The following is a 26,980-nucleotide window of genomic DNA, read 5'->3' on the forward strand; positions in this document are numbered from 1 at the left end:
TCCGTTGCCCTCTTTCTTACAACGAGTATCCATGACGCACTCCATCGATCGTCGAGTCCTGTTCCAAGCCACCGCCGCGTCGATTGTAGCGGGCGTCGCCGCCAGCCCCTATGCGGCAGCCGCACCGCTGGCCGACACCGATTCGTCCGAGTCGGTCCTCCCGCAAGGCGCGACGATACTCTTTCAAGGTGACTCGATCACCGATGCAGGCCGCGCTCGCCCACGCGACGTCGCCAACGATGCACGAGCACTCGGCAATGGCTATCCGATGCTGCTCGCCACCGAGTTGTTACGGGACCATGCCGACGAACAACTGAAAGTCTACAACCGCGGGATCAGCGGCAACAAAGTCCCCGATCTCGCCGCCCGCTGGCAAGCCGATTGCCTCGATCTGAAGCCAGCCGTGCTGAGTATTCTGATCGGAGTCAATGATATCTGGCACAAACTCAGCGGAAAATACGATGGCACCGTGGCTGACTATGAGTCCGGTTTTAAAGCCCTTCTGGAGGAAACACAGTCGAAGCTTCCCGACACCAGGATTGTCATCTGCGAACCCTTCGTACTGCGTTGCGGAGCGGTGAATGACGAGTGGTTCCCCGAGTTCACGCAGCGCCGTGAAGCCGCTCGCCGAGTCGCCAGCGAACGATCGCTCGAATGGGTGCCATTTCAAGAGATGTTTGACGAGGCGAGCAAAGTCACCGCGCCCGAGTACTGGGCAGCCGATGGCGTCCACCCCACGCTCGCTGGCCACTCATTGATGGCCCAAACTTGGCGTCAGACAACGGGAATCTAAGCCGCCAGCGGATTGCCGGCGAGGTAGTGCCCGGTTAGCGCGATCGCCATGGCATCGGCGACGTCGTTGGGTTCAGGGACAGATTCGAGTCCGAGCTGCAGCTTCACCGCGAGCTGCATCTGTGATTTTGAGGCTCGTCCGTTGCCCGTCATGACTTTCTTGACGCGGGTCGGCTCATAGTGACAAATCTCGAGATTCGCCTCCCCGGCGGCGAGACAGATCACCCCTCGGGCATGCCCCATCAGAATCGCTGTGCGCGGCCGTTCATAGTGTGAAAAAAGCTGTTCGAGCGCCATGGCGTCGATCGGATGGGCTGCAATGACTTCGCGAATCCCATCGCTGAGCTCCTTCAAACGCATTGGCAGCGTATCGCGGGCTCGGCTGCGGACGATGCCCGCCTCGACCAGACGCAGATTGCCCCCATCGCGACTGACGACAGCGTACCCTGTCGTGTTTAGGCCGGGGTCGATACCGAGGATGCACTGAAAGGCGTCAGGCCGATCGGCTACGAGCTGCGTTCCCAAGACGTTCCCTCTTTCTTGTCCAGTAGTGCGACACCGAGCGCCGAGAGACGATCACGAATCGCATCACCGGTTGCATAGTCTTTCCGCTCGCGGGCTTCCTTCCGCAGCTCGATCAACAGACGCACGACGCCATCGAGCAATTCACTGGCCGACTCATCGCCACCCGCAGCGATCGGCGGACGGACGAACAAACCGAGCACGCGAGCAAGTTCCGCGATCACGGTGGTGGCACGCACCAAGCGGACAACCGCAGGCGAGGCCGGGTCACTGGTCGCATTGAGCTTCTCAGCATCGATGTAGCGATTGAGCGATCGCAGGGAATCGAACAGCACGCTGATGGCGAGCCCCGTGTTGAAATCGTCATCCATCGCGGCGAGGAATTTCGTCCGGATGGTGTGAATTTCTTGGATCAGCGAGTCTTGGCCTGGGTCGAAGTCGCCCTCACTGCGCCGCCGAGGCGCCTCGAGTGCGTAGAACGACTGATCAGAGATCTCGGCGAACCGATCGAAGAATCGGTAGAACGCTTCGAGCGAAGTGCCGGCTTCGGCGAGCGTCTCGTCATTGTAAATAATGGTGCTGCGGTAGTGTGTTCGCAGCAGGAAGAAGCGGATGCGTTCGCCGGTCTGGGTGCGGATCAGTTCGGCCAAGCCGCCGGCGCCCTTGCTACGGCTGATTTTTCCCGATGCTGCATCCTCTACCGTTTCGGGCGTCGGTTCTTCGCGGTCGCTCTTGCCGCCGATCTTGCCTTTTTCGCCCGCTCGCATCAGGCCGTTGTGCATCCAGTATTTCACCATCGGTGCATCGTGGCAACAGGTGCTTTGGGCCCGTTCGTTCTCGTGGTGCGGGAACATCAGGTCGAGCCCGCCGCCGTGAATGTCGAATGTTTCGCCCAGGATCTCGTGGCTCATCGCGGAACACTCAATGTGCCATCCCGGTCGGCCATCGCCCCACGGGCTCTCCCAACTCGGCTCACCCGAACGGGCGGACTTCCATAACGCGAAGTCGCCTGGGTTGCGTTTCTTGGCCGCCGCGCCGCCACCCTCGCCCTGTTGGGCATCGACACTGCGATTGGACAACTGCCCATAACCGGCGTCTTTGGTGACGTCGAAAAAGACATCGCCCTCGACCGCGTAGGCGAAGCCCTTCTCCTCGAGGGAACCGATGAACGCAATGATTTGGTCCATGTGGTCGGTGGCGCGAGGCAGATGGTTGATCTGGTTGACGCCGAGTTCTTTTAGGTTAGCGAGATAGTCCGCTGTCATCTCGACAGCGATCTGACTCATCGGGATGCCGCGTTCGACACTCTTGTTGATGAGCTTGTCATCCACATCGGTGATATTGACGACGAACGTGACGTCGTAGCCGCAGTACGTCAGGAACCGCTTGATCGTGTCAAAAATCACCGGGCCAACCATATGCCCGATGTGCGATTCGGCGTAGACCGTTGGGCCACACAGATACATGCCTACCCGTGGCGGGCGGAGCGGCAAGAAAGGCTCTTTCGTCTTGCTGAGCGTGTTGTAAACCCTGATCGAAGGGCGAGAATCGCAAGCGGCGTCAGCGGGCACGGGTGAGGTGGCGGTCGAACTCATCAATTCACGAGCGAAAATGGAGGGGACGGGTGTCAGAGGAATTTCCAGGGGTGATGGCAGACATGCCACAAGGCTCCCTCTGGGGAGTATAGGCGAGATTGGCATCCCGGGGCGAGTCCATCTTCTGGGGCGCCACCCGAGCGGTCCCAAGCGGCCGTTTTACTGGGGAATTGTCTCCTTCCGCCAGCGGGCGGCGGCCTGCGAGCAGATGCACTTCACAGCAAGTGCTTGGCTTTGACCTCGAGGTACTGATTGACCAGGGGGGCGGTGAGTTCATCGGGGAAGGCGTCGACGACGAGCACGCCACGATGCCGCAGGCCCGTCAAAACCTCCTCACGCCACACCAAAATGTCCGCCGCCGCTGCGGCGCGGTACATGGTGAACTCATCCACGGTGTCGATATCACGCGGTGGGGCCTCGCCTGCGGGCGTCGCGGCCCGAGCGACCGAGGCCGCGTGATGAGGCGCGTCGGCCGCGTCAAACATCTCACGATCACGCAGCAAGACCGCCAACGGGAGGTGCGTCCCGCCTAGATTCGAGAGGTAATCCACAACCACCTCTGCGTTGACTTCGTCGATCACGTTGGTCATCAACGTCACCAGCGAACGGCGTTTGCAGCGTGAACTGAGGTGTAGGAATGCGAGGTCATACCGTGACTCCACCATCCGAGGAAACTGATCAAACCCAGCCTGCAGCAATCGATTCATTTGACTGGCGCCGCCCCGGGGCGGAATGTAGGCATGCACCCGGTCGCTGAAACAGATCATTCCGACCGCGTCGCCTTGTTGCAACGCCACATAGGCCATCATCAATGCTGAATTGAGTGCGTGATCCAACAGCGAGTAACCGTCTCGGTGATTGGTCATCATTCGCCCGCAATCGAGCATGAAGATCAGCCGTTGGCTCTGGTCACTTTGAAATTGACGAACTGTGAGTTTGTTCCGTCTCGCGGTGCTGCGCCAATCAATATGTCGATAGTGATCATCGCGTGTGTAATCGCGGAGCCGCTCGAAGTCGCTGTCCTGGCCGATCCGGCGTGTTCGCCGCACCCCAATCAGGCTGAGCCGATTCGTGCGGGCCAGCATCGCATAGTCGGCGAGCTGTTTCATGTCGGGGTAGATGTTCACCCGGTCGCGGACGGCGATCCTGATCTGCCGCTGCCAAAGTCGCAGTGGACTGTTGATCCTCAAGTAGCACCACTGCAGCTTAAAAGCCCCACGTCGATGAGCGGTTAGATGGCCGATCGCTGCCGTTTCCATGCCGGTTCGCAGATCGAGCGAGTGCGAACTCGGTTCGGCTGAGAAGTGTTCGGGCAAATCGTCGCAGAACTCACCGATCAACCGCATCGAGGTGCGGTTGCGGATCCGGAGAATACTGTCCATTGCGACGCCGAGCGATCCGGTGCGTGGAATCTCCCGTTCGACCTCGATGCCCACGCATCGGCGTCCGCCACTGCCTCGCCACAGCAATCCGTAGTCGACTGCCGAGACAATGAGAATCATTGCATCGACGAGTGCCACGATCACCAGCCAATCGGGTGAGACGACGACCAGCACGCTACACGCGATCGGGATCGCGAGTGAACCGGCCCAGAACCGGGTTGGGAAAACGCGTGTTGCTAGCGCTGCGATCACCAACGGCAGGCTCAACAAAATCAGCAACAACCATGGCAACTGGCTCAGCCAGGACAGCTGACCATCCAGGTTCGTCGCAGATTCGAATTGGGCCAGGATGGAGAGCATGGCGGTGCGGGCGGGGTGATAGACGGGTGAAAAAGCCGTGACACACTGAGCGGCTCTGACCGGAGCTGAGTCAAATTCGGCGACGCCGGTCCGAGTCCCGTGCTGCGAGTGCGCCGATACTCACTGGTATCCTCACGCTGACTCGCAGTTGTCGATTCGAGCGAGATCGCGGTGGCAATGGATTGCCCCGACTACATTTTGCCCGCCGGGCGGATTCCGGAACCTTTCCGTTTCGTCAGTCGGTCGCCCAGGTCGGCGCGGGCCGCCTCGGCGTGCTTCTCGAGCAGTTCCACGATTTCGGGATGATCATCGATCACATTGTTGGTTTCGTTCACGTCGTTGTCGAGATCGAAAAGAGCGCGACCGATCTTCGCCTGCTCATAGCGGGAAGGCGTACCACCGCTGCCACCCTCCCGGCCCGCGAGAGTCCGATAGGAATGAGGGAAGTGCAATTTCCAACGATCATTTCGAATCGCTCGCAGTTCCCCACCACCGTAGTAGCAATAAAATGCTTCGTGAGGGGACTTCGCTCCCGGGTCGCCAAAGATCAGAGGGCGAATGTCCTTGCCGTCGATAGGATGCTCGGGGAGGTCGGCGCCGATCAATGCAGCCACAGTGGGCAGGATGTCGATCGTCGACGCGAGCTGGTCGCAGGATGTGCCCGCCGGGATCTTTCCAGTCCACTGCATGAGGGTCGGCTCGCGGTACCCGCCCTCGAACATCGTCCCTTTGCCCTCTCGCAACTGCGTCGTTCCGGCGTGATCGCCATAGCTGAGCCACGGACCATTGTCAGAGGTAAAGATGACCAAGGTATTGTCGTCCAACCCCTCCTCTTGCAGCGCGGCGTTGATCTGTCCGACCGACCAATCGACCTCCATCACCACATCCCCAAAGAGTCCGCGTGAACTCTTGCCTTTGAACTTCTCCGAGACGTACAGCGGCACATGCACCATGCTGTGAGGCACGTACAAAAAGAACGGGTTCTCTTTGTTGCGGTGAATGAAATCGACTGCGTGTTCGGTGTACTCAGTGGTGAGTTGTTCCTGGTCCTTCGGGGTCACTTTCGGATTGATGATCTCGTTGCCCTCGATCAATGGTAGATCAGGCCAACGCTTCAGCCGTTCTTTCATCGGAAGATGCATGACATTGGGATGGTAGGGCCACATGTCGTTGCTGTAGGGCAGTCCGAGGTACTCGTCGAATCCATGCTGGAGTGGCAAGAACTTCTTTTGGAGGCCGAGGTGCCATTTTCCAAAGATCGCTGTCGCATAGCCCTTTTGCTTGCACAGCTCCGCCAAGGTGACTTCGTCCGGATTGATACCGGTCCGGGCATGGGGCCCCAAAGCACCGGAGATCCCGACGCGCCGATGGTAGCACCCCGTCATCAAGGCGGCTCGAGAAGCCGAGCAAACGGCAGAGGAAACAACGAAATCCGTGAACCGACGTCCGTTCTCCGCCATCTTGTCGAGGTGCGGAGTCTCAATCCCCTCGGCGCCAAACGGGCCGATGTCTTCGTAGCCCATGTCATCGATGAAGATGACCACCACGTTCGGCGGACGATCGTCGGCTGTGGCCGTCGAGTTCAAACAAACCGTGAGGCATAGCAGGGTTGCTGCGAGTCGCATTGAGTACTCCGGAGACGCTGGTGGGTGGGGTGAGTCGATGACCCGCCATCATACACGTCTCTGGCACACCTTGCTTGCACCGGTTTTTATGCCGACCAGCGAGAGGAAGTGGGCTGTTTGGATTGATGGCTGCGACTATGTCGCCAAACGACTCCGATTGTTTGAGCTTGGGCGGGAGTGCTCGGGCTCGCGACGGGCGGAGCCGTCGGTCGACTATGTCGCAAACGACTCCGGTTGTTTGAGCTGGGAGGGAGTGCTTGAGCTCGCGACGGGCGGAGCCGTCGGTCGACTATGTCGCAAACGACTCCGGCTGTTTGAGCTGGGAGAGAGTGCTTGGGCTCGCGACGGGCGGAGCCGTCGGTCGACTATGTCGCAAACGACTCCGGCTGTTTGAGCTGGGAGAGAGTGCTTGGGCTCGCGACGGGCGGAGCCGTCGGTCGACTATGTCGCCAAACGACTCCGGTTGTTTGAGCTGGGAGAGAGTGCTTGGGCTCGCGACGGGCGGAGCCGTCGGTCGACTATGTCGCCAAACGACTCCGGTTGTTTGGGCTGGGAGAGAGTGCTTGGGCTCGCGACGGGCGGAGCCGTCGGTCGACTATGTAGCAAACGACTCCGGTTGTTTGAGCTGGGAGAGAGTGCTTGAGCTCGCGACGGGCGGAGCCGTCGGTCGACTATGTCCCACCGATTCAACGCACTGGCTGGTCGGCCTGCTCCGCTTGGGGACCGCTGCGGCGTGTGATCCGCTGGGTCTTGGGAGCGAGGTAGTGAGTCGCCTCCTCGGCGACGAGCACCGTGTCACCGCTGCGGACTTCGGTTCGGAAGCGATGATGGCCACCACTCTCGGCTTTCGCGACGATGGTCATGCGAACTTCTTCACCGGCGTCGATCCGGGCGATGGGGTCCACGAGGACTTGTCCCGTGACGACCTTGCCTGCGAGTCCGCTGATCGTTTTAGGCTCGATTCCGCTGCTGAATTGGGCAACCGCTTGCACATCCATTGCTGGCTTGCTGCCGCGATTGCGAATCACGACTTCGTAGGCCACTTCTTCCCCAACAGGTGCCGGTGCGGTGGGATCGACAACCGAGAGTACCAGGTCGGCAATCGCTTCGACATTCGTGTCGATGTTCACGCTTGTCTTGCCCGCGGCACTGCCTTCGCACTGGAAAGCGAACTGATGCTTTCCGGTCGTGTCCATGTTGCAATGGAACTGGTAGTTGCGAACAGCACCAGCGGGCAGGGACGCGATCTTCCAACGCAATTGGTTGTCGATCATGGTCGCTCCTTCCATGCCGCCTTGGTAGGTCACACCGACGGGCAGTTGCAGAGTCGCGACGACGTTTTCGCTAGCGGTCTTGCCACGATTAGCGAGTTCCAATTGATACACCGCTTCGGTGTCTTGGTACTTCACTTCCGGGCCGGCCAGGACAGCTTCGAGTTCCGCGGCGAGGACACGCACGGTCTTGTCAGCGGCCGCTTTGAGTTCGAGGTCGCCCACTGCGATTCCGTGGATCTTCAATTCGCCTAGATCCTGAGCAGTCAGCTCGACTTCAAACTGAGCCTCTTTTCCGGCGGGAATGTCACCAATCCGTTGGCTCTGAGGTGAGTTTGAGTCCGGGCTGAGTGTGAAGACGACGTCGGGCGCGATCCCGTCGCCGGCGTTCAAAACGCGGATTTGGTAGGTCTTCGATTCACCGAAGACGACTTCATCGGGACCGTCGATCGTCAGGGCGAGTTCAGGTTCCTGGACGGTGACCCGCACGACACGTTTCTGGGGTGCGAGCGTCCAGTCCACATCGAGGTCGTGGGTTCCCGAACGGGCGGCTTTGAGACGTACGTTCAGGGTTTCGCTTTGACCCGCATTGAGGTGATCGATCTTCCAGTTCAGGTTGCGGACTTGCTCCTCCGTCGCCGCGGCGACGTCACCGTGCGAGGCTTGCTGACCAACAACATCAGCCCAGTCGGGAATATGAGCGCGGACCGTCAGGCCCTTCGCATCGATCGATCCGCGATTCTCGACACGGATTTCGTAGGAATGGGTTTGCCGAATCATGACTTGGCGTGGTCCCGATGTGATCACTCGGATCCCAGGCAGTTCTGTCGCTGAGGCATTGGAGTTGGCGGTCACGTTGACTGCCGAGTTCGATTGACCATTGACCTGCGGCGTCGTTGCAGGCTGGGCATGAGGTGCCGACTGAGGATTCTGCGAACTGCGTGGGGCTGAACTGCGTGGGCCGGTCGTCTCGCCACGGGAGTTGTTCGCCAGGTTGGTCTCGCTGATCGGTGGCATGCCGTTGAGGCCATACCCGGTGGGGTGATAGTTCGGTGTCGTCATCCCTGCGGCGGTCTGAGCGCGAGGGGCAAACGAGTCGCTGGAGCCAGCGAGATGTGATTCAGGCAGTCCGTTCTGCGGAGTGGTTGGAGCCTCCATGCCATCGACCGGCAGCCGATCGCTAATGGGTTGCAAGGCGATTCCGGATTGCGCGGACGCGGTCAGCGAACTGGATGCTCGATCACCATCGTGGCTGTTCCCGAACGTGGTCATGCGTGGCACGCTGGCAGACTTTGTTTCTGTATCGTCCGCAGGCAGAGCCAAGGTCGGTGTTCCTAGCGACGCTACGCTGCTCTTGGCTACTTGCTCGGTTTGAGGCTGAGCATCGACCTCGGGTGAGGCGACTTCTGGTGAGGCGGGCGTGGGTGCCGGAGCGGGCGAGCTCTTGGCGACCTGAGTAGATTCAGCGGGCGTCGCTGCAGGTTGCTTGGCGGGGGTCGGATCCTGGGCGGGCTCGGCAGCGGCCACTTTGGTCGCCGTGGAAGCCTCATTGACTGGCGCCGGCGTTGCTGCCGGTGCCGCAGGCGTCGGCTTGGCGACGCTCTGCTGAGCAACACGAGGTGCGTCCGATTGAGCGGCAACTTTCTGGCTTGGCTCGTCGTCCGTTAGCGTTCCGCCATGGACTGCTGACTCATCGACTTTCTTGGCGATGTCTTCGTTGGCAGGTTTATCTGCGAGTTTCGCAACGACGGCGGATGGTGATCGGGGGACGCTCTTGATGACCTTGCGGCTGACCTTCGGGACCAGCTCGACGGGGCGGACGTCAACGGCCACGGCGCTCCGCGATGGTGCGGCGGCGGGGACCGGCGGGTTGCTCTCGAGGCGTCTGACAACGGCTTTGGGTTGCAGGCTGGGCGCCCGGCGGCTGCTTTGGGTTACCGACAGCGGGGTGGGGCGGCCACTGCTGCTGAGCGTTGTGCTCGTTCCCGAGTCGCGGCTGTCGGTCAGCTTGCGAGGCGTCGAGGAAGCAATTGGTGGCGGCGTTGGAACAGCTGAACGCGTCCGGCTCGGTACCGAACGTGGAGCTGGCGCCGAGCGAGCTGCGCGGTAGTTAGCTCCAGGGTCGCGAATCGGGGCTTTGGAGTTGCCCGCCGTCTGTCCATCCTGCGGATTGTGAAACGGGATGCCGCTCCAGTTGACTTCACGATCGCTTGGTACCGGCGTCGCTTTGCGATACGGTTCTTCACTCTCGTCCGAATCGCGACCGAACAGGCCACCCAACAAACCGTTGCCGGCGACCTGCCGGATTTCCTGAGAACCATCGTGAGACTGAGCAGAAGCCATTTGGCCGCTGGTCAGCGCGCAGGAACTCGAAACGGCGGCGGCAGCGAAAAGTGCTGCGAAACCGCTCGAACGCCGCTGCGGATTCAATCGGAAGAAAGGGGTGTACCGGGTCATTGGATTCTCGCCTGGAGGCACAAAAGGGTGGTTCCATCGTGGTATCGGTCAGGCGGCCGAGTCATTTTGAGTCAATTTTGCGGCTTGTGACGATTTCTCGGGAAATCGTGGTTGTGAGAGCACCCGAAAGTGACGATAAATGTCGCTCTTGAGCCCATCCCTCCCTCGATCACATGGCATTTATGTCCCGGCGCGAAAAAATTGAAGCGATGCTTCAGGAAGACCCCACTGACACGTTTTTGCGATATTCCTTAGCGATGGAGTACCGCAGCGAAGGGGATTCGGCAAACAGTTTGCAGCGACTTGGGGAACTGACCCGAGATGCAACGCCTTACGTTCCCGCGTTCTTCATGGCGGCTCAGCAATTGGTGGATTTGAACCGCATCAGTGAGGCCCGTACGCTCTTGCGTGATGGGATCGACGAGGCGCGGCGCCAGGGCGATTCCCATGCGGCTGCTGAGATGAGCGAATTGCTCGCTTCGCTGGGCGCGTTGGGAGAGTCCGGCTCGGATGGCTCACTCGACGACGACGATCTTTGAGCACGGACACCAGCCGCCATCATTCCACGACAGCAATCGTCCTGCGTCTGGTGGATTTTAGTGAAACGAGCCTCGTCGTCACGCTACTGACACGAGACCGGGGGCGCATTTCGGCACTGGCCAAGGGCGCCCGACGCCTCAAGGGCCCGTTCGAAGGGTCGTTGGATCTGCTATCGGTATGCCGGATCACTTTAATCGCCAAGTCTGGTGATACTCTTGATCTGTTGACCGAGTCAAAGCTCCGTCGCCGCTTTCGCGGAGGCGAGAGATCGCTCGGACGTACCTATGCAGGCTATTACATTGCCGAGACGCTAAGGTGGTGGCTGGACGATTCGGAGCGACATGAGGCTATCTTTGACCTCACTTTGGCTGCCCTGGCGTTAATCGATGGTCGGGGGCCTGTTGCTGAAACCGTGCTGGCGTTCGATTGTCAGTGTCTGCGACTGCTCGGGCACGCTCCCACGACGCGGTCGTGCTGCATCTGCGGCATGAAGATCGAGCACGGCGAGCGAGAAACATCGCACAACGTCGCCTTTTCCGTCGATGGTGGCGGTGTGGTTTGTGCAGCCTGTCGCCCCCGCCAAGCGTCTTTGGTGATGCTGAGCCACTCAGCGGTGCAAACGCTCGAGGAACTGCTCCAGCCGCTCGGCGAGACGGACGATACGAGTCGGCAGGTGGCGTTAAGTGAACAGGATGGTGTTTTTCCGCTCAGTTCGCTGTTGCCACGGGTGGGTGAAACTTCGTATCCCGCGTTACGTGGTTTCGTCACTCGATACATGCAATCGCTGATGGGGCGAATGCTTCGCATGCAGCCGTACTTACCGACGACGATTCGCTCGCGGAGCTGACAGGCCACTCCGAAGCCCTGACAATCATGATGGAATATTGATGCTCAATCAGAAGCGCACACGCATCCCGGCACGGCGGCCACTCATGCTGGCTCTCGTTTTGTCGGCGACGATTTTCAACCTTCCCTGTTCATTGGTCGCCCAAGAGACCGAGGGATCGGTTTGGGAATCGTCCAAACGCAATGCCGACCGAGTTGCACGCTTCGTTACCGGTCGCGAACAATCTGACCCGAACCGGGCGCGCGAACTCTACCAAGAGGCTGACTCGCTATTCCGCACCGCCGCGCATGAGGCCACCGCGACGGCCCGCGACGGAGACAGCGAGGGGCAAGAAAAGTCAAAGTTTGAAAAGGCTGCGAAGCTGTTCCATCGCGCAGCCGAAGCGGAGCCGGACTCCGCGCTTTCCCAAGACGCCCTTTTTATGCAAGGCGAGAGCCTGTTTTTTGCCGATCAGTTGCCCGACGCTGCCGAGGCCTATCAAAAGCTCCAAAAGGACTTTCCTCGCAATCGCCATAGCGATCGGGTGGCCTCGCGACTGTTTGAGATCACTCAGTATTGGATCGATACCGAGAAGGCCCGTGCTGGCAGCTGGTGGTCGCTCAATCTCTTCGATCCGACTCGCCCTCGTCTCGACGTCGATGGGCATGCGATTCGAGTGCTCGACCAGATCCGTTATGACGATCCCACCGGTCGGCTTGCCGATGACGCGACGATGGCCGCCGCCGCTGAGTACATTCGCCAGGGCAACTATGAAATGGCAAATGAGTTCCTGACGGATTTGCGTGATACGTTCCCCGACAGCGAGCACTTCTTCATCGCTCACTTGCTCGGGATCCGAGCCAAGCTCGAGATCTACGGTGGGCCTCGGTATAGCGGATTGATGCTCGAAGAAGCTGAGAAACTGATTGAGCAAACGCGACAGAGATTCCCCGACAAAATGCAGGAACAGGAGACGGCGGACATGATTGCCCGTGCCGCGGCCGAAGTCGCCTATCGCCGAGCGGAACATCTCTTCGAACGCGCTCAGTATCGTGAGAAGCGAAGCGAGAACCGCGCTGCGGCGAAGTACTACCAAAACATTCTCGACAATTATCCGAGTACTCCGCTCGCTGACAAGTCGCGGGAGCGGCTCGAAGCGATATCAGGATTGCCTCCCGTCCCACCTGAGCGGCTGACGTGGTTGAAGGCAGTGTTTCCCGATAGTCAGAAATCGACCCCATTGATCACGAAGTTTGAATCACCCGAAAGCGATGACGATGAGACCATGCTGCGGTGATCAACATGGAACACTACAACCGAAACGATCGCTTGCGAGCTTTGCAAATGACGCGTGATTGTCGATCCATTCGCCTGACGATCTGCGTCGCGATATCGCTCGTCGCAGTCGTCGGGTGCGCCCCGTATCGCTTAGGAAACGCGGCGTTGTTTCCCACGGGGATTCGGACCGTTCATGTGCCCGTCGTCCGCAACGCCACCGTGCGTCACAACATTGGCTTGCAGCTGACGGAAGCCTTGATTCGTGAGATCGAATTGCGGACGCCGTACAAAGTCACCGCTGACCCATCAGCGGACACGATCCTGAAGTGCGAGATGATCAGCGAGAGCAAGACGGTGCTTAGCGAAACGAATGAGGATTATCCGCGTGCGCTCGACGGAGGAGTGCAAGTCCGCGCTTCGTGGTCGGATCGTCAGGGTCGCCTGCTGTTCAATAACTCCGTCATCCCTACCGACGATCTAGCGATTATCTTCACCCAAGACGAACGTCTCGTTCCGGAGGCTGGGCAATCCGTCGACACGGCGATGCAGCAGGCCATTGAGGACCTCGCCGGACGGATTGTGAGTCAGATGGAGACCCGCTGGTAGGTGAAGGCCCAACTCGGAAGCCCGTGGGCTTCCGAGAACGCGAGGCCCCAGAGTTGGACTCAATCCATCCCAGGAACCCATAGTTTGCTCGACCCAGCGGATGGTTGGGCACCACCGCCAGCCGGAGGTGCGGCGGGAGCTTCGCCTCCGCCAGGGGTCCATAATCCGCCTCCGCCAGAATCCGCGGCCGGCCCGCGTGGTGCCTGAGCAGGGGATCCATCGGGACGGATAAGGCCGAACTGCATGAGAAGTTGTTGCAATCGCCCCATCACTTCAGGGTCTTGCCCATGCTCTCGAGCGATGGTTTGGACGCACTCCTGGAACTTCTCGCTATCTCCGGATCGCAATCGCAAGGGGACCTCGGCCAGCAACAACGAGGCGTTCGAGATCGCCTGTGTTTTGGCATACTCTTTGGCGGCCTCGAGGTTCTCGATGGCCTCGGCGGTACTGGTAGCTGCTTGCATCAGGTACGAGTATGCGACCAGTTTGGCACCAGCGATTTCGCCTTGGTTGGACAAGTCCATCTGTAGCAATTTGCGTGAGGCTTGCCGTCCAATTTTGGTCGCCGAGACCTGTTGGGCTCGTTGCACGAGATAGATGAGGTTCTCCGCATCGATGCCCGAGGGATCGATACGGTTGAGGTCGTAGGAGGGGATGCTTTCGACATCATCGCCCTCGGGCCGGATCGCTTCGGGGGCCGGGCGGTTGCCGATTTCACAGAGTTGCTCGACAAATCTCTCATCCCGTGCAATGAGCGAATCTTCTCCCTCGAGATAGCGGATGACTGCCGCCCGGGCCAGCCAGCTGGAATCGTCCCCGGCGGTGTCTTTGAGCGATTGATTGTTGAGCAGCGGAATGGCGGTTTCAGAGAGTTTCGCCACCGATCGCGACAGGAAAAGGTCCTGTTGCAGGGTATCGAACGCCTGAGCATCGGTAATCTTCAGCCCGCCCGGTTGGATCATCGCTTCGTAGTGCAGCGGCAGAGCGCCTTCCCGCTCGGAGTTAAAATGCAGTCCGGGCAGGGCGAGTCCGAGCTGTTCTCGGGCTGTCTGTTCGTTTGCTGCCGTCACACCGACAACTTCCACTCGGGCAGCGCGATCGGTCTCGCGGCCGTAGAGGGTGACCAGGCCAATTGACTCGGGGACCTGATCGAGATCGCTCGGCACCCCATCGGTAGTCGGCGGTTCGCGGTCGAGCAGTTGGAATGCGGCTCGCGGTCCAATTTCGCTCTCGCCCTTGAGCTGCTGCAGGAATTCGGGGGGCAGGTCGGCGAAACGCGAGTGCGATGAGAGGGACAACGTGGTTTCATCGAGCGACTCGACCTCAGCCGTCAACGAGCGTTTCTCGACCGAAATCGGTTCGCTGTCTGGGCCGACCACAAATGAGGTTGCCAGGTAACGAGCCCTTTCGTCTGCCGACAAGTCCTCGCACTCGGAAAGCTTCGTCAGCAGACTGATCTGTTTCTCGTAGTCGCCGCGCCAGAGAGCACAGGTCAACAATCCCGACAGGACCGCGGGTTGCGAAGGAGCGATACGCTGCAGTGATTCGAGCTTGTTCTCTGCCAACGCAATTTTGTTATTGGCCAACAGTAGGCTGGCCTCATCGAACCGCTCGGCCCAGTCAACGTCGTCGGGACGTGACTGCATCTGCGGCAACACCTTCGCCAGTAGATTGACCGATGGGTCGCGATTGATCTGTTGCAGCACGTTGGCGGCCATGTTGGCGCCTTCGTAGCCTTCGGACACGAACGCCAAGGTGGCGTAGATTCGCGCGGTCAGCAGGATGCCATTGCCCGCCAAACCGTACGCCAACAGGGAAGCCACATCGAGTACGAATGAGTCGACATTCTGGGCGCTCTCGGTGAGTGCTTCCAGCATCAACTCGGTCGCCCTGCCGAGATCCTGAGAGAACATTGCCGCTGCGGCGCTCTGCGTCAGGGCCAGCGGGTTGGCGGGCTGCAGCCGTGAAAATCGCTCTGCATTCTCTGTCAGGGCGCCATACTCGCGCAGGTCCATTAGCAAGCGTCCGCGAATCGCCAACGCCCAGGCGGCGTCGGGATGCTGGTCGAGGATCGAGGCCAGCCGATCCAAAGCCGGCACGAGCTGTCCACCCTCGATCATGGTACTCACCTGATCGAGTTCATGCACGGAGTCCTTGCACTTGCAGAATTTGATTTTTTTGCCGCTGCCGCAGGGGCAGATGGCGTAGGTGTCGATCGACATAGGGTCACTTTGGAGAGAACGTGAAATCGTTTGCCAAAGCAACTTACCACGATGATGGCAGCCCCCCAAGCCAGGATGGAATTCCCTGGCAAGGCTTTCATGCCGCTCGATCGCGATCGACGGGCCGGCATCGCTGCCTACTGCTGACTAAGCGTTTGCCCCCGCAGACTCGCACTGCCGCTGCCGTCGATCACTGCATTCAAGGCTCCGGTGAGCACATAGCCATCAACGCGGGCTCGGGATTGAGCCAGCAGTCTTTGGGCAGCAACAAACCTCAAATTGGTGTCGAAGTATGTTCGCCGGGCGACGAGTACCTGCACGAAGCTCGTTTCACCAGCCTTATAGGCGATTTCGGCCAGCTCGAGCGACTCCGCTGCATTGGGCAAGATGAGGTGCGAGTAACGCTCTACCGCGACGCGCGATGATCCGTAGTCGTTGGAGACCTCCGCCAACCGAGCACGAATCGAATTCTCGACCCGTTCCACCTCACGGCAGGCTCGAATGTACTCCGCGAGTGCCGCCGAGATATTGCCCTGGTTCTTGTTGAAGACCGGAATGGGAGCGCCGATGGAGAAATTGATCAGGCCCTCTCCCGTTGCCCGGTCCGACCCAGCACCCAAGTTCACGTTGAGGTTCGGGATCTTCTGAATCTCCTGACGACTGACGTTGGCCCTGGCTTGAGTGACCCGAGCCCGGGCGGCCTGATATTCAGGGCTCGATGTGACCATGGTCGCCGCCACGTCCTGCCAATCCAAATCACTCGCAGCGGCCGGTAGCTCTCCGATCAGGGGCTCTGGTTGCATCCCGGGATTCCCTGCGAGGGCCGCCATTTCCCGCCATGCAGCCTGAAATTGGATCTCAGCCTGCTGCAGCAACAGATCGATTTCGTTCTTTTGGACCTCCGCTTGTACGACGTCCAGTTGCGAGCCCTCCTGCCCCTTTTTCCGCAACTCCGCCAATTCCAACCCCTTGTCGGCAACCGATTGGAAGTCACTGATCAAGCTGACTCGTCGTTGGGCAGCAAGGGCGGCGTAGAAAGTGGTTCGAATATCAGTAGCGACTCGGTATTTTTGCGCTTCGAGCTGGAAGAGCTGGGCACGCAGTGCCTCGTTGAGCACATTGCGGTTGAGAGCTAGCTTGTCCGCTGTAATGATCGTCTGAGAAATATATACCGTGTGCTGGTCGGTGTTGGCGTCGGCCAATTGGTTGGCGTTGTAACCGACCGTCGGATTGGCACGCAGCCCGACCTGGGTTTTAAAGCCGGCTGCCTTTTGAGTCGTCGCGACCAGTTCGGCGATTGTCGGATTGTTCGACAGCGCAATCGACTCGATCACATCGAGGGTGATGCCACCGGATGGTTCTATCGAACTACTTGGGTAACTGCCCGAGGTGTTGCCTGAACCGATCGTCTGCAGGTTCTCGTTCTGCGAGATCAGATCCGTAAACGAGGTCAGTGTGTCGCTGGGCGAAGTAGCCGCGTCGATCGGATCCACCTCGTCGGTGTAGCCCACCGGATTGACCACATCCGCCTGAGCGGGCGTATCTCCGGGCGTATCTCCGGGCGTAGCCGGTGCAGAAACGTCTCCCTCTGTCGCTTTCTGATCGCCCCTCTCTGTCTGGGGGGGCGTCTCCGCGATCCGGGGAGCCGCGTGCAGCGGAGCGGGGTCCGAAAATAGACTGCGCGGTCGCAACGATTGGCAACCAGTCGCCAGGCCCATGGTCGTTGTCCCTAAGACCGCTAACAATAGCAGTCGCTTGTGCTGCCGCCTGGAAACCGAAACGCCAGTCATTGTTGATATGTTCACCCGATGCACCTTCCTGTGGATGGAAATTGACCAGCCTGTTCTCCGCATCGACGTAGTGAACACCTCATAATAAGACGAATCGGTGCAATGCATTGAGTCCGCACAATACGGGGTACCGGTTGTGAGGATTGTCCGGACGACGATACGAATCCCCTCGATCCAGGCGGGCGTGCAATCTTTCATGTGTTTCGTAGACGCAGCTTACTTCTTCGCACTGAGGATGCCGTTGTGTTGACAGGTACCGGCCCGAAACTACACTGATTTCGATGAAAGCAAAAAATGCTTTCTTCTTTCTTCATGTGGTACCCATGTTGCCGAAGTTCGTTCGCTCGTCTGCCCCTCTGTTGACCGAGATTGTGCTTCTCGTGTTGATGGCTTGGCCTGCGCCGATCCCAGTGGGACATCGCCACAGCGATTACTCGTCGCGAGTCTCGGACACGCAGCTGGCCTGGCATCTCCATTGTTATCACGGTGGTTGTGCCGAGGCTGGAGACCGCTCAAGCGATTGGCATTGGCATTGGGTTTACCCGGCGGACCACTACGCCAATCTCGAGGTTGGCGACGTCCCGCAGTGCGTGGCTCCGGTCGTGACGGGGCGTCTGGATGCTCCCTTGGCGTCACCCGGCATTTCCTCTTTGGATTGCCTGACGTCCAAGGATTGGCGTACGCTTGATCGTCCCTCGCTGCCGCCGCAGCGCCAGCTGAGCTTTCAAAGCGCTGCGGTCCTGCACTGTCGGCAATCTCTGCCCGAACTGTTGGGCGTCATCCGCTGCTAGTCGGCTGGGTGAGTCTTCTTTTGTGAACTAGCTGTTCGCTGCTGCCGGTCACCAAAGGCCGAGCCGTGCCTTTTGAGAATGCAGGCAGTCGTGCGCGCTGGTGTTTGCTTGAGCTCACCCTTTCTCGCCGCTTTGATTTCAGCCTCTACGTGTGTCCCATCTTCAACAACAGTCAGTCGGAGTACTGCTCGATGCCCCCAACCTGCCCTGCCATCGTCCGATGCGGTTTCGCGAGACCGACGCGATCGTTCTCGCTGATCGCCCTCGGCATTCTTAATTCAATCTCGCCAGCGACCGCTCAATCGCCATCAGACGACCCGGCCGTTCTCGCCGATGCGAATGACGCTGTCGTTGCCTTCCCGAAGGAGCAGTGGGGCTCCGCGGGAATCCAAATCGAGCCAGCTCGACGCCGAGCTTTGGAGACGAACATTCGGTTGACGGGCAAGATAACGCTCAATCAAGACCGGCTGGCACACATTTTCTCGATGGTCGAAGGGACCGTCAGTGATGTTCCAGTGAGCTTGGGCCAACGCGTCGAGGCGGGCGATTTGTTGGCGATTATTCACAGTCGCGAGGTGGGCGAGGCCAAGCTGCAACTCTACCAGGATCGGTTGCAAGTCGAATTGGCGGATATCCAGGACGAGATGCAGACTCGAATCGCGGCCAACGCGAAGGAGTTACTCTCTGCACTCCGAAATGACACGAGCATCGAAGAGATCGAGCGACGATTTCGTGATCGGCCGATGGGAGACTTTCGCGAACGAGTCCTCGCGTCCTACGCGGCCTTCTTGAAGTCCGAAGCGGATGTGATTCGCTTGGACGGTATCGCTCAGACAGGCGCGGTATCGGGAAAGCAATTGTTAACAGCACGAGCCAATCGCAATGCTGACCAAGCAACCTTTCAATCACGCATTGAACAGATTCAGCACGAACTGCACACCTCGACGCTGATCTCCTCCCAAGCGGTCAAGATGGCCGAAGCGAAAGCTCTCGTCTCAGCCACGAGTTTGCGAATCCTCAATGTTCCCGCTGCGGAGATCGATGATATCGATCCGGTCCACCATGGCGAAACCCTGTCACACTACGCAATCCGGGCTCCGTTCGATGGCACGGTGCTCACCAAAGATGTGGTGCTCAGTGAGCAGATCCGGCCGGACGTTCTGTTGTTCAGTATCGCGGACCTGTCGACGGTTTGGGTGACGGTGAACGTCTACGAAGAACATCTGCCGCTGCTCGATTCTCTCCAAAACCAGATCGTTACGCTGCAGAATGATGCCCTGCCGGAAAGCGATTTCAGGGCCAAGGTTTTCTATACCGGCGACGTCATGGACGAAGCCACCCGCACGATCTCACTGCGAGCGGTTGCCGACAATGACGGTGGCCATCTCAAGCCAGGCATGTTCGTGAACATCGATGTACCGATCTCTCGGGAAACGAAGTCAGTCCTCATCCCGTCGTCGGCGGTGCAGGAACACGAGGGAAGAACTTTTGTATTTGTTCTCAGTGGACAGGACGAGTTCCTCCGTCGTGATGTCGAACTCGGAATGTCGGACGAGAAATCGGTCATCGTCGAAGCGGGATTGCAGGAGGAAACTCCGGTCGTCACGCAAGGCGGATTCATTCTGAAGTCACAGTTGCTCGCTGAGCTGATGGGAGAAGAATAGCCATGGTTAAATTTCTAATCGACTTCTCTCTGAACAATCGATTCATCGTCGTCCTCCTGTCACTGGCCATCTTGGGGATGGGCGTGTTTGCCGCGTCGACGATCCCGCTCGATGCGGTGCCTGATCTGACCAACGTTCAGGTCCAAGTACTGACGAATTCTCCGTCGCTCGGCCCCGTTGAGGTGGAGCAGTTCATTACCTTCCCGATCGAGAATGCGATGAGCGGCATTCCTAAGGTGGACGAGATTCGATCCATCAGTCGGTTTGGTTTGTCGGCGGTGACGGTCGCCTTTGAAGACGGCACTGACATCTATTGGGCGCGCAATCTTATCAGTGAACGCCTGCTCAAAGCTCGCGAAGCGATTCCACCTGGGATGGGCACACCGGAACTGGGGCCGATCGCGACTGGGATGAGCGAGATCTACCAGTTCGAGGTGCGGGCCGATCCAGGCTACGAGCACTCACTGACCGACCTCCGAACGATCCTCGATTGGCAGATCGCCTTTCAACTGCGCAGCGTTCCAGGTGTCATCGAAGTCAACACCTTCGGCGGCGCATTGAAGACCTACGAGGTACAGATCGATCCGAACAAGATGCAGAACTATGACATCTCATTAACCCAGATCACCGACGCGCTCGACCAGAACAACGGGAACGCGGGTGGCGGATACATCGCCCATAACGCGGAACAGCGACTGATCCGTGGCGAGGGTTTGATTGGATCTCTCGACGACATTCGCACCATCGTCGTTGATAACCGGGACGGAACACCGATTCGAATTGCTGACGTCGCCAAGGTTGCTTTTGCCCCGATGCTGCGACAGGGAGCCGTCACACGCGATGGTGATCGAGAGGCGGTCGTGGGCATGGTGATGATGATCATGGGAGGCAACTCCCGGCAGGTTGTAGGCGACGTCAAAGCCAAGATCGCCGAGATTGAAAAGACTCTGCCTGCTGGCGTCTCCATCGACACGTTCTATGACCGCACCGAGTTGGTAGCCAAAACAATCCATACCGTCGGCGAAAACATCGGTCTGGGCGTGCTGTTGGTGGTCCTGACCCTATTCATTCTATTAGGCGACATCCGCGCAGGGTTGATCGTCGCCGCTGCGATCCCGCTGTCGGCGATGTGCGCTCTCATTGCCATGCGGTACGCAGGCGTCTCAGCCAATCTGATGAGTCTCGGGGCGATCGACTTTGGAGTCATCGTCGACGGTGCTGTGGTGATGGTCGAGAATTGCGTACGGCGTGCCATGCAGTATCAGAAAGACCACGACGGCGAACGAGTTCCCGAGAGTGTCTTCCGTGAATCAGCCAAGGAAGTTGGCAAACCGATTCTGTTTGCTGGTTTGATTGTGATCATCGTCTTTTTGCCTATCCTGAGCTTGCAAGGCATGGAAGGTAAAATGTTTCGCCCGATGGCATTCACTTTCATGACGGCGCTGACGTCCGCCTTGATCCTCTCGGTAACCGTCATGCCCGTGCTGGCGTCGTTGTTCCTCGCCCGCCGCGTCAAGCAAAAGGAAACCTTCATTGTTCGCTCGCTCAAGCAGACCTATCGACCGATGCTGATGTTCGCCATGGACCGCCCCTGGGCAATGCTCGCTAGCTCGGCAGTTCTCTTTGTCGGCAGCATGTTCGTCGCGAGTCGATTCGGAGTCGAGTTTGTTCCCACCCTCGACGAGGGTGATATTGCGATCCAAGCCACGCGGTTGCCCAGCGTGTCGCTGGAGACCTCAATCGAGATGACCAAGGCAATGGAACGGACGCTGCTGAAATTCCCTCAAGTCGAGACAGTCGTTTCGAAGACGGGACGCCCCGAAATCGCCAATGACCCAATGGGTGTCTACCAAACCGATATGATCATTCGACTCGATCCGGATGGAGAGTATCCTCCTGGAGAGTCAAAGCCGGACCTCATCAAGAAAATGAAAGCGGCCCTGCTTCGAGAGGTGCCCGGCAATTCGTACAGCTTTACCCAGCCGATCCAACTGCGAGTTCAGGAACTCGTTGCGGGGGTTCGTTCGGATATTGGGCTGAGTCTCTATGGGGATGATCTCGACCTGCTCAAAACCAAGGGCGACGAACTCGCGCGAGCACTCAACCAAGTGCCTGGGGCAGCGGACGTGCAGGCCCAACAGGTCGCTGGGCTGTCCTACTTTCGTATCAAGGTGCGGCGTGGCGACTTGGCACGCTACGGCATCAACACCCGTGACGTCCTCGACGCCGTCAGTACGGTGGGCGGCATGACGATCGGCCAGGTGTTCGAAGGCCAGCGACGATTCCCACTACAAGTCCGCCTGCAACCTGAATCGAGAGAGGACACCCAGCAGCTACTGAACCTAAAGATTGACGATTCGCAAGGTAGGCCCATTCCAATCTCGCAGGTCGCTGACATCGTGACGGAAGACGGCCCCGTTGAGATCAGTCGCGATTCCGTTCGACGCCGAATCCTCGTGCAGTGCAATGTACGCGACCGCGACCTCGCCGGGTTTGTCGCAGAAGCTCAGCAGGTCGTTGATCAAGAGGTGGAACTACCCGCCGGCTATATGCTCCGCTGGGGCGGTCAGTTTGAAAACTTGCAGCAAGCGACCCAACGATTGTCCATCGCTGTCCCCGTCGCACTGCTGCTGATCTTTGCATTGCTGTATATCACCTTCAACTCGGTCAAGCTAGCGATGCTGATCTACCTCAACGTGCCAATTGCGGCGACCGGCGGCGTACTGGCGTTGTGGGCACGAGAGATGCCATTCTCGATTTCCGCAGGTGTCGGATTCATCGCGCTCTTTGGCATTGCGGTGATGAATGGCGTCGTGCTGATTGAACACGTGCGGCACCTCAGGCACCAAGGCCACTCCCAGCGACATGCTGTGATCCAGGGAGCGATCGATCGATTGCGACCGGTGCTAATGACCGCCTGTTGCGGTGCCTTGGGTTTTATTCCGATGGCTATCTCAGCCAGTTCCGGAGCCGAGGTGCAGCGCCCACTCGCCACCGTCGTCATCGGCGGTCTGATCACTTCCACTGCGCTGACGCTGCTGGTGCTGCCAGCCATCTATCGTTGGTTTGAACCGAGTCAGCCGGATGGAGATGTACCGATCCCGTCACCGTGACAGCCCGTTTCAGTGTTTGTAGGTTAGCTGGGAAACCAGGACTGTTTCGCTGCTGGCAGAGATCGTGGCCGAACAAGTCAAAGCCGTGCCACCGCTGTTTTCAGACCCGGCCGAGGCGATCTTCCGTCCGGGTCGATCGTTGTGGTGAAGCGGGGCGAACCTCCCGACACGCATTTGACCGGGTTGCCGGTCGCCTCGAACCAGCTAAGCAACGTACGATCAATTTCTGTCGTAGTGGACGAGGCGACGAGTCCAACGCCGCAGGACTCGTCGCCTCGTCCACTACTAAAACCGGGTTCATCCGACGGAAGCGTACGCAGAGCACAGCGGAAGGTTTTTTGAGGCATGGCTCTCGTATCCAATGATCGTTCAAAAATGCGTCCCTGACGAACAAACGCTCGCCAGGGACCGACAACACCATTGGCGTACCGCTTTTGCAGGGAAACGCTGGCGACCGAGATATCCCTTGCCAAGCCAGCACCTCTGCAGAGCTCGGCTCCGTTTCTCCCGCCAGTGCCAGTCTAACATTGATAATCACATCCCACAAATAAATCCTTGGATACGGGAGCCATGCCTTGAAAACCCCGGGCGCACGATTCAGTCGGATGATCCCTATTTTCTATCATCCCTGACGGGATATTTCTGGATATTGAACAGCTCGTTGATTGGTCCAATACGACACTTATTCCTCCCCAGTTCCTAACGATAGTGCCGTGACAAGCTCTGTTGAAACGGAATTCTACGCATGTCTCAACTCAACCGCTGCTGTTAATCGGCAGGTGAGTCTTGCTTCTCGTCAGGCGGTGATGGAGTGAGGAAATGAATGCAGTCGGACCGAAACCATACATACCCCGCCACGATCGTGACGATGCAGTAGAGCACGATCGTGGCGGGATTGGCGCCGGCGTCAAGCAAGCGGGGTGTGTCGAGAAACCGGTCTCCCGAAATCCATGCGAGTGCGAGGTAGCCGCCGTTAGCGACTAGGCAAAAATCGGCAATCAACCACGCCCAACGTTTGCGAATCAATGCGGCGAGAGTCAACGGCGCCACGACACCGAAGAGCGGACCGGCCCAAAGCGTGATCAGTGGATGAGGATCAGGTGAGTGCACGCTATACGGCAACCGCCATGGAGCCAACTGAAAATCGGTCAGAGTCGCGCCGCAAACCATCCCGCCGATGATGTGCCCGCTCTCGTGCGTGAGGGTCATCACGATCCAAGCGGCTGCGAGCAGCAAAACAAAGTGAATGACTCGTTTCATCAATCGGTGCAACCAATCTCGGGGCGAAAAATCTCTGTCGAGAAAAGCTGCCGTTGCCGTTTACTCGTCAGCGGTAGTGAGTATGGCCAAGTCACGATCGAGCACCCAGCCCTGGTCGCCCGATTCGGTGCGGATGCAGGTCCACTGTCCCCGCTGGGCGATTGTCTCGACACGCTGTCCTGCCGCTGCACTGAGTGCAGCGATCGGCTCGTAGTCGTCGCCGTCGCCCGCACGCAGACTCACCTCGTCGGCGACAATGACAGCGGAATAGGGTCGCGATGGGGACGAGTCGGAGACTACCAGCATTCCCAGCGAGAGAAGCAGCAGCGCCAATGGCACAGCGGCATAGGCAAACACAGGAAACGGTTGAGAAACGATTCGTACCGTCAGTAATCCCCAAAAGGTGAGTGATGATAGCACGAGAATCCCGATCAGGGCTTGGCGGCTGACCAGGCCGATCAGCCTCTCCCACAATGAGCCGATCGTGACCTCCGAGGTAGGCGGATCTGTCGCTCCTTGCCTCTGCCGGTCCGCGTAGGCCAGGTTACGCCGTGCCTGTTGATGCTCAGGATCGAGCCGAAGGGCATTCTCGTAGTTTGCGATAGCGTATCCGAGTTCCCCCGTTTGCATTTCGGCGTTTGCTAGATTGACATACAATCCGGGATTGTGGATACCGCTTTGGACCAGCAATCGATATTTGTTCTTTGCAGTCGTCAAAGATTCCTTCGCATCAGCGGCATCGGCATCGGAGGTGACCTGCTCGTAGGCGTCGCTGGCTTCGTCGAGTAGCGTCGCTTGCTGGTCCTCTGAGAGCGTCAGTGATGAGGAGTGCAATTCCTGTGGAGCCGGCGAAGCCGCTATATCGTGCGATGCTTGGAAGACTTGGTCATCGGGGGCTGCGGCCATCAATCTTCCCGCCCCGCCAGCGAATACGACAACGAACAGGAACATCCCCACGCCCCGGTTCAGGGGAGTGTTCAGCGGTTGGGGTGAGGCTCGGTGAGGGGACTTGTTTCGCCGAATTCGTCGAGTTGGCTGCGACGCAGTAGCCACATCGACGCGGTCGACGAGTTCGCGCGCAGTGTCGGCAACCGACGCAAGCGATTCCGTTCGCATCGAATGATTTGGCAATAGGAATGTCTCGACATCTGCGGCGACTTTATACATTCCTGCCAAACGCAGAGAGCCGACGGCTGACACGAGTGGATCTTGGGAACGGCTTTGAGCCCCCGTAGCAGGAGCGTCACTACGCCGTCGGCATCGCCGCTGGATGAACTCGGCCAACGCATGCTTGATCTCGTTCTCGTCTCGAGCTCTGTCGATCGCTCTCAAGCATGCCTTCTTGGCAGGTAAGATCCGCCGCCCCCACGCACCGATGGTCTTTCGATGTTTCGAGATCGCCACGCCGGCGAAGACGATCGGGGGGAGAATGACAAATGCCCACCACCAGTTCGCCGGCGCGCTCGACTGCCGCCTCGCCAACACCGCGGTTCCGCATTGATTGGTATAGTCGGGCAGATTCGCCGCGACGGTCGCCTCTTCCGTTTCGGGTGAGGTCCTGCCGCCACCAGCGACGATCGAGTCCAGGGCCAACATCTCAGCTTCGTCAACGGAGATGGCAATTGGTTCACTGAAGACCGTTTCGAACTGCTTGGTATCCGGATCGAAAAAGCTAAACCCAATGGGTGGGATCTCATCGATATCGGCGTGACGGGGCCGAATCGTTGTCGAGAAAAATTTAGTGTCATCGCGGGCGTATCCGGCCAGCGGTTCAGCGGGCACCTTGAAGTCCTTGGTCAATTTCTTCATCTCGGCCAGCGGAGGTGATTGGATCAGTTCCATCGGTCCTGTGCCCACGATCGCAATTCGTAGAGAAATCGGATCGCCTGCATCAACGCTCGTCGGTGACGCGTCGGTTAGGATGCGATAGGTACCGACTGCGCCACGGTAGTCATTCGGACGATTCTGCTGCGGAATGGGAAGGACTTCCGTCGCGTCCACACTCGCTTCGCTGACGATTGGTCTGGAGTGAGTGATCGCCAATCGACTGCCAAACGGGCCGTTGAAGAAGCTATTGTCAAAGAACCCGGAAAATGGGGAGCGAGCGCGACCGACCTGGGTCGGATAGTTCACCACGATCTGAACGTCGTCGGCGTCGATTCTGCCGACGCGTTTGGGATAGACAGTCGCTTCGATACGGTAGAGATAATAGCTTCGTTGTTGTCCGCCGCTGTCTTCGCGGAGAACCTCCTCGCCACCGGGCCGCTGGCCTCGACCGGACAGTTCTTCCATGCGATCGGAGAAACCACCCCACGATGTCGAAGCAGAAATGGTTGTCCACGTTTCACCTTCGCCTAAGGTCAAGCCGGTCTCGGGATCATGAAACGGTTTGATCCAGATTTTGAGTGTCAGGTCCAGTGGTTCTCCAACGAAAACGCTTTCTTTGCTGCCTTCGATTTCCACGAACATCAAGTCGCCGGTCTGGCTCCTAGTAGCAATAAACTGCATCGGATCCGACTTGAGCGTCTCGTCATCAGCTTTAAACGGCATCGACGGAACCGTGAAGGTACCTTCGCGACGTGGAGTGATCAGATACTGCATCGTCACGCTTCTCTGCGAGCTTTGTCGACCATTGATGATCGTGATCTGGGAACTGGTACGTGGCGACCCAGCCGATCGGATATCGCAACCATCGATTGTTGGTAGCGAAGGCTGTTCAAGACTCGACGAGTTTGAAATGGCAACCTGTAACACGATTGGACTGCCAACATAGGCCTCGCGTGTTGAGATCCGCGTTTCAATTTCAGCAGCGTCTGCTACGGCCGTGATGAAGATCACCAGCAAAATGGCGTTGAATAGGGGCTTCATGTCGACTTCTCTCGAATG

At 58.7% G+C, this 26,980-nt stretch carries 17 protein-coding genes; 8 read left to right on the forward strand and 9 right to left on the reverse strand.

Annotated elements, in window-relative coordinates; genetic code table 11:
* Window positions 1-31 precede the first annotated feature (31 nt).
* Entirely contained in the window at window positions 32-793 is a 762-nt protein-coding gene (locus CA85_RS01710) for an SGNH/GDSL hydrolase family protein (RefSeq protein WP_146389559.1), read from the forward strand.
* Here the strand turns inward: CA85_RS01710 and ruvC are convergent.
* The 5 genes from ruvC to CA85_RS01735 form a co-directional block, all read right to left on the reverse strand.
* Window positions 790-1,317: a crossover junction endodeoxyribonuclease RuvC gene (ruvC, locus tag CA85_RS01715; protein WP_146389560.1), complete on the reverse strand. Its 528-nt coding sequence runs from the start codon at window positions 1,315-1,317 to the stop codon at window positions 790-792. The two genes, CA85_RS01710 and ruvC, sit on opposite strands and share 4 nt — an antisense overlap.
* Complete coding sequence (cysS, locus tag CA85_RS01720; protein ID WP_146389561.1) at window positions 1,299-2,909, reverse strand: cysteine--tRNA ligase; 1,611 nt, start codon at window positions 2,907-2,909, stop codon at window positions 1,299-1,301. The genes ruvC and cysS overlap by 19 nt, the downstream gene beginning before the upstream one ends.
* A gap of 215 nt (window positions 2,910-3,124) precedes the next feature.
* Window positions 3,125-4,651, reverse strand: a complete 1,527-nt coding sequence (locus tag CA85_RS01725; protein WP_146389562.1) for a DUF58 domain-containing protein — start codon at window positions 4,649-4,651, stop codon at window positions 3,125-3,127.
* A 191-nt stretch (window positions 4,652-4,842) separates the two neighbouring features.
* Window positions 4,843-6,276, reverse strand: coding sequence for a sulfatase family protein (locus CA85_RS01730; RefSeq protein ID WP_146389563.1), 1,434 nt, complete (start codon window positions 6,274-6,276; stop codon window positions 4,843-4,845).
* A 686-nt stretch (window positions 6,277-6,962) separates the two neighbouring features.
* The gene (locus tag CA85_RS01735; RefSeq protein WP_146389564.1) at window positions 6,963-10,004 is read right to left on the reverse strand and encodes a COG1361 family protein; all 3,042 of its coding nucleotides are present in this window, start codon (window positions 10,002-10,004) and stop codon (window positions 6,963-6,965) included.
* Between the two features lie 173 nt (window positions 10,005-10,177).
* On the opposite strand from CA85_RS01735, the gene CA85_RS01740 reads away from it, so the two are divergent.
* From CA85_RS01740 to lptE, 4 genes are read left to right on the forward strand one after another with little or no spacing between them, the layout of a single operon-like run.
* The gene (locus CA85_RS01740) at window positions 10,178-10,543 is read left to right on the forward strand and encodes a hypothetical protein (protein WP_246112401.1); all 366 of its coding nucleotides are present in this window, start codon (window positions 10,178-10,180) and stop codon (window positions 10,541-10,543) included.
* Window positions 10,540-11,391 (forward strand): DNA repair protein RecO, encoded by an 852-nt coding sequence (gene recO, locus CA85_RS01745; RefSeq protein WP_146389566.1) that lies wholly within the window; start codon window positions 10,540-10,542, stop codon window positions 11,389-11,391. Before CA85_RS01740 ends, recO begins: the two co-directional genes overlap by 4 nt.
* A 40-nt stretch (window positions 11,392-11,431) precedes the next feature.
* A complete protein-coding gene (locus CA85_RS01750; RefSeq protein ID WP_246112402.1) occupies window positions 11,432-12,667 on the forward strand; it encodes a tetratricopeptide repeat protein in 1,236 nt (411 codons plus the stop codon).
* 47 nt (window positions 12,668-12,714) lie between these two features.
* Window positions 12,715-13,254 carry an LPS assembly lipoprotein LptE gene (gene lptE / locus CA85_RS01755; protein WP_146389899.1) on the forward strand — a complete coding sequence of 180 codons (540 nt, stop codon included), beginning with the start codon at window positions 12,715-12,717 and terminating at the stop codon, window positions 13,252-13,254.
* 59 nt (window positions 13,255-13,313) lie between these two features.
* Here lptE and CA85_RS01760 read toward each other — a convergent pair whose 3' ends face one another.
* The gene (locus CA85_RS01760) at window positions 13,314-15,476 is read right to left on the reverse strand and encodes a tetratricopeptide repeat protein (RefSeq protein ID WP_146389567.1); all 2,163 of its coding nucleotides are present in this window, start codon (window positions 15,474-15,476) and stop codon (window positions 13,314-13,316) included.
* Window positions 15,477-15,613: 137 nt separating this feature from the next.
* Window positions 15,614-17,281: a TolC family protein gene (locus tag CA85_RS01765; protein WP_246112403.1), complete on the reverse strand. Its 1,668-nt coding sequence runs from the start codon at window positions 17,279-17,281 to the stop codon at window positions 15,614-15,616.
* Window positions 17,282-17,547: 266 nt separating this feature from the next.
* Here CA85_RS01765 and CA85_RS01770 point away from each other — a divergent pair, with 266 nt between their 5' ends.
* From CA85_RS01770 to CA85_RS01780, 3 genes are all read left to right on the forward strand, one after another.
* Window positions 17,548-18,057 (forward strand): hypothetical protein, encoded by a 510-nt coding sequence (locus CA85_RS01770; protein ID WP_146389568.1) that lies wholly within the window; start codon window positions 17,548-17,550, stop codon window positions 18,055-18,057.
* Between the two features lie 191 nt (window positions 18,058-18,248).
* Complete coding sequence (locus tag CA85_RS01775) at window positions 18,249-19,721, forward strand: efflux RND transporter periplasmic adaptor subunit (protein ID WP_146389569.1); 1,473 nt, start codon at window positions 18,249-18,251, stop codon at window positions 19,719-19,721.
* A 2-nt stretch (window positions 19,722-19,723) separates the two neighbouring features.
* Window positions 19,724-22,834: an efflux RND transporter permease subunit gene (locus CA85_RS01780; RefSeq protein WP_146389570.1), complete on the forward strand. Its 3,111-nt coding sequence runs from the start codon at window positions 19,724-19,726 to the stop codon at window positions 22,832-22,834.
* Window positions 22,835-23,602: 768 nt separating this feature from the next.
* On the opposite strand, the gene CA85_RS01785 is transcribed toward CA85_RS01780, so the two are convergent.
* Together CA85_RS01785 and CA85_RS01790 are read right to left on the reverse strand one after the other, a co-directional pair.
* Window positions 23,603-24,094 carry a hypothetical protein gene (locus CA85_RS01785; RefSeq protein ID WP_246112404.1) on the reverse strand — a complete coding sequence of 164 codons (492 nt, stop codon included), beginning with the start codon at window positions 24,092-24,094 and terminating at the stop codon, window positions 23,603-23,605.
* 60 nt (window positions 24,095-24,154) lie between these two features.
* A complete protein-coding gene (locus CA85_RS01790; RefSeq protein ID WP_146389571.1) occupies window positions 24,155-26,962 on the reverse strand; it encodes a BatD family protein in 2,808 nt (935 codons plus the stop codon).
* Window positions 26,963-26,980 lie beyond the last annotated feature (18 nt).

It is taken from the genome of Allorhodopirellula solitaria, assembly GCF_007859855.1.
In the GTDB taxonomy this organism is placed as follows: domain Bacteria; phylum Planctomycetota; class Planctomycetia; order Pirellulales; family Pirellulaceae; genus Rhodopirellula; species Rhodopirellula solitaria.

Excerpts from the sequence above, each read along its gene's own strand:
- CA85_RS01710 (WP_146389559.1), top strand. The coding sequence starts at position 32 with ATGACGCACTCCATCGATCGTCGAGTCCTGTTCCAAGCCACCGCCGCG.
- cysS (WP_146389561.1), bottom strand. The coding sequence starts at position 2,909 with ATGAGTTCGACCGCCACCTCACCCGTGCCCGCTGACGCCGCTTGCGAT.
- CA85_RS01725 (WP_146389562.1), bottom strand. The coding sequence starts at position 4,651 with ATGCTCTCCATCCTGGCCCAATTCGAATCTGCGACGAACCTGGATGGT.
- CA85_RS01730 (WP_146389563.1), bottom strand. The coding sequence starts at position 6,276 with ATGCGACTCGCAGCAACCCTGCTATGCCTCACGGTTTGTTTGAACTCG.
- CA85_RS01735 (WP_146389564.1), bottom strand. The coding sequence starts at position 10,004 with ATGACCCGGTACACCCCTTTCTTCCGATTGAATCCGCAGCGGCGTTCG.
- CA85_RS01740 (WP_246112401.1), top strand. The coding sequence starts at position 10,178 with ATGGCATTTATGTCCCGGCGCGAAAAAATTGAAGCGATGCTTCAGGAA.
- CA85_RS01750 (WP_246112402.1), top strand. The coding sequence starts at position 11,432 with ATGCTCAATCAGAAGCGCACACGCATCCCGGCACGGCGGCCACTCATG.
- lptE (WP_146389899.1), top strand. The coding sequence starts at position 12,715 with ATGACGCGTGATTGTCGATCCATTCGCCTGACGATCTGCGTCGCGATA.
- CA85_RS01760 (WP_146389567.1), bottom strand. The coding sequence starts at position 15,476 with ATGTCGATCGACACCTACGCCATCTGCCCCTGCGGCAGCGGCAAAAAA.
- CA85_RS01770 (WP_146389568.1), top strand. The coding sequence starts at position 17,548 with ATGAAAGCAAAAAATGCTTTCTTCTTTCTTCATGTGGTACCCATGTTG.
- CA85_RS01775 (WP_146389569.1), top strand. The coding sequence starts at position 18,249 with ATGCCCCCAACCTGCCCTGCCATCGTCCGATGCGGTTTCGCGAGACCG.
- CA85_RS01780 (WP_146389570.1), top strand. The coding sequence starts at position 19,724 with ATGGTTAAATTTCTAATCGACTTCTCTCTGAACAATCGATTCATCGTC.
- CA85_RS01785 (WP_246112404.1), bottom strand. The coding sequence starts at position 24,094 with ATGAAACGAGTCATTCACTTTGTTTTGCTGCTCGCAGCCGCTTGGATC.
- CA85_RS01790 (WP_146389571.1), bottom strand. The coding sequence starts at position 26,962 with ATGAAGCCCCTATTCAACGCCATTTTGCTGGTGATCTTCATCACGGCC.